General features: G+C 62.8%; 7 protein-coding genes and 1 riboswitch. All 7 genes read right to left on the reverse strand.

All coding sequences use genetic code 11. The annotated features are described in order from the left end of the window. Positions 1-179: 179 nt before the first annotated feature. Positions 180-1,181, reverse strand: coding sequence for an aldo/keto reductase (locus tag MK745_RS18510; RefSeq protein WP_243614685.1), 1,002 nt, complete (start codon positions 1,179-1,181; stop codon positions 180-182). 4 nt (positions 1,182-1,185) lie between these two features. Beyond that, positions 1,186-1,797 (reverse strand): (d)CMP kinase, encoded by a 612-nt coding sequence (locus MK745_RS18515; RefSeq protein WP_243614686.1) that lies wholly within the window; start codon positions 1,795-1,797, stop codon positions 1,186-1,188. Further along, the gene (gene aroA / locus MK745_RS18520; RefSeq protein ID WP_243614687.1) at positions 1,797-3,149 is read right to left on the reverse strand and encodes a 3-phosphoshikimate 1-carboxyvinyltransferase; all 1,353 of its coding nucleotides are present in this window, start codon (positions 3,147-3,149) and stop codon (positions 1,797-1,799) included. The genes MK745_RS18515 and aroA overlap by 1 nt, the downstream gene beginning before the upstream one ends. A 203-nt stretch (positions 3,150-3,352) precedes the next feature. Continuing rightward, positions 3,353-4,066: a tRNA (guanosine(46)-N7)-methyltransferase TrmB gene (gene trmB / locus MK745_RS18525; RefSeq protein ID WP_243614688.1), complete on the reverse strand. Its 714-nt coding sequence runs from the start codon at positions 4,064-4,066 to the stop codon at positions 3,353-3,355. Between the two features lie 53 nt (positions 4,067-4,119). Further along, positions 4,120-4,980, reverse strand: coding sequence for a bile acid:sodium symporter family protein (locus tag MK745_RS18530; RefSeq protein WP_243614689.1), 861 nt, complete (start codon positions 4,978-4,980; stop codon positions 4,120-4,122). Positions 4,981-5,090: 110 nt separating this feature from the next. After that, complete coding sequence (gene metK / locus MK745_RS18535) at positions 5,091-6,272, reverse strand: methionine adenosyltransferase (RefSeq protein ID WP_243614690.1); 1,182 nt, start codon at positions 6,270-6,272, stop codon at positions 5,091-5,093. A 4-nt stretch (positions 6,273-6,276) separates the two neighbouring features. Next, positions 6,277-6,325, reverse strand: a riboswitch (SAM-SAH riboswitch). Positions 6,326-6,359: 34 nt separating this feature from the next. Then, positions 6,360-6,893 (reverse strand): apolipoprotein N-acyltransferase (locus tag MK745_RS18540; RefSeq protein WP_243614691.1); only part of this gene is annotated, 534 nt, incomplete at its 5' end.

A 6,893-nucleotide genomic window follows, 5' to 3' on the forward strand; every position in this document is an offset into this window, starting at 1 on the left:
TCCTGCATCGAATCTGAGAATGCAGCGCGCCTTTTCTGCATGTCCTGTCTCCGTGGCAATAGATACGTTATATCGTAACAACCATAGGTCACCGAAAGACGCAAGCCACATCCCCGCAGAATCTGCACCACCGCGATACAGACGCAATACCGACGTAATACCGACGTTGGTTTTCCGGCCTAACAGAACCGCTCCGGCCCGACCCATTGGTCCACCGAATAGCGATCCCCATGCGCCCAGCCGACCGGCAAGACCGCCTCGATTGCGGCCACATCCTCGGCCCTAAGCTGCATCTGCGCCCCGGCAACAAGCTCGGCAAAATGCGCCGTCGAGCGCGTGCCGGGGATCGGAATCACATGCGCGCCCTTGGCCAGGGTCCAGGCAATCGCAAGCCCCGCAGCCGCAACACCCATATCCGCCGCAAGCGCCCTAAAGGCTTCTGTCGCCTTGATATTTTCGCCGTAGTTCGGTGCTTGAAACCGCGGATTGACCCTCAGGAACGGCAGGCTCTCGATGCGCTCGAAGGGGATCGGATCATCCGTGAGGAACGACCGCCCCACAGGCGAAAACGCGACAAAGGCCGTGCCAAGCTCTGCACAGGCCTGCAAGAGCCCAAGCTCCGGCGCCCGCGTCGAAAGGGAGTATTCGGACTGCACCGCATCGACATGATGCTCCTTCGCCGCCCGACGCAGCGAAGACGGCGCGATCTCGGAAAACCCGATACCACCGATTTTCCCCTTATCTTTCAATATGCTAAGGCTGCCAACAACCTCTTCGATCGGCACCTGTGGATCGCGGCGATGGATATAGAAAAGATCCACCTGCTCGATCCCCATCCGCGCGAGGCTCTGATCCAACTCCCCCTCCAGATGCGCGAGGTCATTGCGAAAGCACCGCTTGCCTTCTGCATCGGTGGTGATGCTCGCCTTGGTCGCGATATGGAATTTTTCCCGCGTCCCGGCACCCTTGTCTCTTAGGAATTGCCCAATCGCCTCTTCCGACCGGCCCATGCCATACACGTTGGACGTATCGATATGGCTGACCCCGGATTCAAGCGCGGCGTCCAAGATGGCATAGGAATTCTCTTCGCTCGTCGGGCCATAGAAATCCGCAAAGGACATTGCCCCGATCCCCAGCGCCGAAACCTCCGGCCCCTTGGCCCCCATCTTGCGCATCTGCATCGCCCTACTCCCCAAGCCGCGCATCAATCGCCTTGATCGCCTCGGCGACCGCCTCTTCGATGCTCATTTCGCTGGTGTCGATCACCACCGCATCCGCAGCGGGCTTTAGCGGCGCTTCCGCCCGCTCCATATCCCGCGCATCGCGCTCTTTCACATCGGCGAGAACCGCCTCGCGGCTGGTCTCATGCCCCTTGTCTGCAAGCTCGAGATAGCGCCGCTCGGCACGGACCTCGGCGCTCGCCGTGACGAAAAGCTTCGCCTCCGCGACCGGACAAATCACTGTGCCAATATCGCGCCCGTCCAGCACCGCACCGCCCGCGCGCCGCGCAAAAGCCCTTTGGAAATCGACCAAAGCCGCCCGCACCGCGCCAATCGCCGCAACCTTGCTCGCCGCTTGAGCCACGTCCGGAGACCGCAGCCCCTCGCCCTCGAGGTCTTCCGCCATCAACCCCTGCGCTGCCGCGACAGGATCAACACCTGCCAGCATCTTTGCCCCGACCGCCCGATAAAGCAGCCCGGTATCCAGATGCGCAAAGCCGAAATGCGCGGCCACAGCCTTTGACACCGTGCCCTTGCCCGCCGCCGCCGGCCCGTCAATCGCGATGGTAAACGCCATTACGCGCCCCCTTTCGAAAGCTCTGCGCCAAGCCCTCCCATCAGGGTCTCGAAGATCGGGAAAGACGTGGCGATCGGCGATCCGTCATCAACGCTGACAGGGGCCTCGGTCGCCATCCCCATCACCATGAAAGACATGGCAATCCGGTGGTCGAGATGGCTCTCGCAGGTCGCTCCACCTGGCACGTTGCCCGCGCCACGCCCCTTGACGATCCACCAATCCTCGCCCTCCTCGACCTCCACACCATTGAGCCGCAAGCCCTTGGCCATGGCGTCGATCCGGTCGCTTTCCTTGACCCGAAGCTCTTTCACGCCGCGCATCACGGTCTCGCCCTCGGCAAAGGCCGCCACGACCGAAAGGACCGGGTATTCGTCAATCATGCTCGCCGCCCGCGCCGGATCGACCTCGATACCCTTGAGGTTCGGCGAGAAGCGCGCCCGAAGGTCTGCCACCGGCTCGCCCCCTTCTTCGCGCAGGTTCTCATAGGTCAGGTCCGCGCCCATCTCCTTGAGCGTGGTGAAAAGCCCCGCCCGCGTCGGGTTGAGTCCGATATTGGGCACAAGCACATCCGACCCCGGCACAATAAGCGCCGCACAGACCGGAAACGCCGCGCTCGAGGGATCGCGTGGCACGACGATGGTCTGCGGTTTGAGTTCCGGCTGCCCGGTGAGCGTGATGACCCGGCCCGCATCGGTGACCTCGGTGGTGATCTCTGCACCAAACCCCGCGAGCATCCGTTCGGTATGATCCCGCGTCGCTTCTTTCTCGATCACAACGGTCTGCCCCGGCGCGTTCAACCCCGCCAGAAGCACCGCCGACTTGACCTGCGCCGACGGCATCGGCACCTCATAGCGCACTGGCACAGGCTCCGCCGCGCCGACAATCGTCATCGGAAGCCGCCCACCCGAGCGCCCCACCGCCTGCGCCCCGAAAAGAGCGATCGGATCGGTGACCCGCGCCATGGGACGTTTGTTGAGCGAGGCATCGCCCGTGAAGGTCGCCGAAATCCCCGTCGTCGCCATCGCCCCCATAATGAGCCGCACGCCGGTGCCGGAGTTGCCGCAATCAATGACAGTGTCAGGCTCGGCAAACCCGCCGACACCGACGCCATGCACATGCCATACCCCGTCTTCGTCCCGCGTAACGTCAGCCCCGAAGGCCCGCATCGCCTTGGCGGTATCAAGCACATCCTCGCCCTCAAGAAGCCCGGTGATCACAGTCTCCCCCACGGCCATCGCCCCGAACAGAAGCGCACGATGCGAGATCGACTTGTCCCCCGGCACATGCGCCTCGCCCTGAAGCGGGCCACAGGGGCTGGAGGTCATGGGGGTTGGGGTGCCGTGGCCGGACATGGGCAATTCCTCTTTTGCTCTTGCCCCAAGCTGTTACCGCAACGCCGCGCAGCCGTCCATGCCGCAGGCACGCCGCTCTTCCTCTTGCCGGAAATATCCTGGGGTGAATTGCCCCTTAGGGGCAAGAGGGGCAACGCCCCTGCCGCCTGTCCCTCGGGGCAGGCCGCTTTGTCTGGCCCCTCCGCGGGGGCGGGCAAAGCGTCTTACTTGCGCCGGAAGGTGAGGTAATGCGGCACGCGCCCCTCGCGGAACGCCTTCTGCTCATAGCGCGTCGAGATCCAGTCGTCCCAAGGCGCGCGCCAATCCGCTGGTCCCTCGGCGAGCCATTCAAACCCGTGTTTCGGCACTTGCTCCAATGTCTGGCGCACATAGTCGGGAATATCCGTCGCCACGCGGAAAATCGCGCCGGGCTTCAACACCCGCGCCAGCGGTTCAAGATGCTCCGGCGTCACGAACCGGCGCCGGTGATGGCGCTTTTTGGGCCACGGGTCGGGATAGAGAAGGAAGGCCCGCGCAATGCTTGCCTCAGGAAGCACATCAAACATATCCCGCGCATCACCGGGATGCACACGGATGTTCTCGGCTTCCGCTTCTCGGATCTTACCAAGAAGCATCGCCACACCGTTGATATATGGTTCGCAGCCGATGATCCCGACGTCTGGGTTCTGCACGGCCTGATGCACCATATGCTCGCCGCCGCCAAACCCGACCTCGAGCCAGACATCGCGACCGCCGAACAACGCCTCAAGGTCGATATTCTCGCGCTCGGGGTTTTCTTCCCACGTGACCTTGCCCGGTGCGAGCGCCGCAAGGTCCTCGTCAAGATAGGCCTCCTGCGATTTGCGCAGGCCCTTGCCCTTGAAGCGACCATAGAAATTGCGCCAAGGCGCGCCCGAGGGATGTTGCCGGTCTGCCATCACGACCCCTTATTGAAAACCGGCCCCGCATCTGCCCTGTGCAGCGCGCGCCGTCAAGCCTCGTGGAACACCTTGCGCAGAAGGAACATGCCCGGAATGGTGACGATATACATGGTGATGCCGTAAACGGCGGCGGGCACCGCGAACTCCGGGATGCCGCCGACCTGCGCCACGAGTCCGGCCACCGTGATGCCAAGCGCGGCGTTCTGCACCCCCATCTCGATCGAGATACAGATGCCGTCCGCCCCGCCAAGCCCGATCACGCGCGCCACGACCATGCCAAGCACGAGGAGCACCGCATTCAACGCGACAAGAAGCGGGCCGAGCCGCGCGATGTTTTCAACGAACAACCCCCAGTTCGTTGCCAGCGCTGCCACCACGATCACCACAAACAAGACCAAAGCGATATTGGAGACCAACGCCTCGCTCCGGCTTGCGAAATCCTCGGCCAGAAAGCGGATCAACAGGCCAAGAAGCACCGGCACCGTCGTGATCGCGAACATCGAGACCGCAATCGCCGTGACATTGATCGTCTCCGCCCCGTCGCCAAGGAACGTCTTCGCGGCCCAGCCCACAAGAACCGGCACCGTCAGGACCGACAGGAGACTGACCACCGCCGTAAGCGTGATCGAAAGCGCCACTGTGCCGCCCGCGAGCTTGGTCAGGATATTCGAGGTCACGCCCCCGGGACAAAAGGCAAGGATCATCACCCCGAAAGCAAGCGCCGGTGGCAGGTCAAAAAGCTGAAGCCCCAGATAGGCCACGAGCGGCACGACAACAATCTGCAGGACCATCCCCGCAAGCGCTGCCTTCGGCACCGCGAGCACCCGCCCGAAATCCGCGAAAGTCAGGCCATAGCCCAGCGAAAACATGATGAAAGCCAAGGACAATGGCAGTGCGACATCCAACAACATATACGTTCCTCCCGTTCACCTCAGGAGAGTGCCACAGCCAATGCAAAAGGCCAAAGCCTTCCGTAGCAGGAGGGCTTTGGCCTGTGTCGTCTCTTGCTGTGTCGCAGGGCCTAGACGGCCGCCTTGAGCGCACTCACGAGGTCCGTCTTTTCCCAGCTGAACCCGCCATCGGCCTCCGGGGCGCGGCCAAAATGGCCATAGGCTGCTGTGCGCTGGAAAATCGGCTTGTTGAGCTGGAGTTGCGTGCGGATACCGCGCGGCGTGAGGTCCATCACGTTACGGATTGCCTTTTCGATCTCTGCATCCGGAACTGCGCCCGTGCCGTGGGTATCGACATAAATCGACTGCGGCTCGGCCACGCCAATGGCATAGGAAAGCTGCACGGTGCAACGCGCCGCCATCTCTGCCGCGACCACGTTCTTGGCAAGGTAGCGCGCCGCATAGGCCGCCGAACGGTCAACCTTTGTCGGGTCTTTACCAGAGAAGGCACCACCGCCATGCGGGGCCGCACCGCCATAGGTGTCCACGATGATCTTGCGCCCGGTAAGGCCCGCATCGCCATCAGGGCCGCCGATGACAAACTTGCCCGTCGGATTGACGTGCCAAACAGTGCTCGCGTCGATCCACCCTTCGGGCAGGGTCTCGCGGATATAGGGCTCGACAACCTTGCGGACGTCATCCGATGTCATGCTCTCGTCTAGGTGCTGCGTCGACAGTACGATGGACGACACACCGACCGGCTTGCCGTTCTCATAGCGCACCGAAAGCTGCGATTTCGCGTCCGGGCCAAGGCTCGGCTCGGTGCCGTTCTTGCGCACCTCGGCAAGGCGGCGCAGGATCGCATGGGCATACTGGATCGGGGCGGGCATGAGCGCCGCGGTCTCATTGGTGGCAAAGCCGAACATGATGCCCTGATCGCCCGCGCCCTCGTCTTTGTTTTCGGCCGCATCGACGCCCTGAGCAATATGGGCGGATTGCTCGTGCAGGAGGTTCGTAACCTCAAGAGTGCGCCAGTGGAACTTGTCCTGCTCATAGCCGATGTCGCGCACACAGTCGCGCACCACATGGGCCAGATCGTCCTTCACCTGGGTAAGCTTGTCCGGGTCAGACAGCCCAACCTCCCCGCCAATCACCACGCGGTTCGTGGTGGCAAAGGTCTCACAGGCGACGCGCGCCTCGGGCTCGATGGCAAGAAAGGCGTCCAATACGGCATCGGAAATGCGGTCACACACCTTATCGGGATGCCCCTCGGAGACCGATTCCGAGGTGAAGGTGTAGGTCTGTCTGCTCATGAAATGCTCCATTAGGATTACGTCGTCACGCCAGGAAGCCGTTGTGACAACAGGTGCCAAGGGGCTTACGCGCCCTGCTGCAGCGGGTCAATCGCTTTTGCCGCGCCTGCGCCAAAGCGTCAGGGCCAAGAGCAGCCCCATAAGCGCGGCAAAGGGCATATCTCCGATTTTCGCATAGACCGTCTCGGCCCGTGCGGCAGGCAGGCCCGCATCGATATAGCCCGCCTCGTCAAGGCCAAGCGCAGCCACGACCCGCCCGCGCGCATCAATCACCGCGGAGACCCCGGTATTCGCCGCCCGCACAAGCGGCAGGCCCATCTCGATCGCCCGCATCCGCGCCTGTTGCAGGTGTTGAAAAGGGCCTGAAAACGTCCCGAACCACGCATCATTGGTAATCTGCATCAGCAGCCTCGGTCGTGCCGGTGCGCCGCGCACATCCTGCGGGAACACGACCTCATAGCAGATGAGCGGCAAGGCCTGACCCACCCCCCCGAGATCGAGAAAATCCGCGCGGCGCGGCCCGATATTCTTATCTCGGGCGATTTCATCGTCGGCTTCCCCGAGGAGACGGCAGAGGATTTCGAGGACACGATGGACCTCATCCGTGAGGTGCAATACGGG

The organism is Shimia aestuarii, assembly GCF_022814865.1.
GTDB classification, from domain to species: domain Bacteria; phylum Pseudomonadota; class Alphaproteobacteria; order Rhodobacterales; family Rhodobacteraceae; genus Shimia; species Shimia aestuarii_A.

Excerpts from the sequence above, each read along its gene's own strand:
- MK745_RS18510 (WP_243614685.1), bottom strand. The coding sequence starts at position 1,181 with ATGCAGATGCGCAAGATGGGGGCCAAGGGGCCGGAGGTTTCGGCGCTG.
- MK745_RS18515 (WP_243614686.1), bottom strand. The coding sequence starts at position 1,797 with ATGGCGTTTACCATCGCGATTGACGGGCCGGCGGCGGCGGGCAAGGGC.
- aroA (WP_243614687.1), bottom strand. The coding sequence starts at position 3,149 with ATGTCCGGCCACGGCACCCCAACCCCCATGACCTCCAGCCCCTGTGGC.
- trmB (WP_243614688.1), bottom strand. The coding sequence starts at position 4,066 with ATGGCAGACCGGCAACATCCCTCGGGCGCGCCTTGGCGCAATTTCTAT.
- MK745_RS18530 (WP_243614689.1), bottom strand. The coding sequence starts at position 4,980 with ATGTTGTTGGATGTCGCACTGCCATTGTCCTTGGCTTTCATCATGTTT.
- metK (WP_243614690.1), bottom strand. The coding sequence starts at position 6,272 with ATGAGCAGACAGACCTACACCTTCACCTCGGAATCGGTCTCCGAGGGG.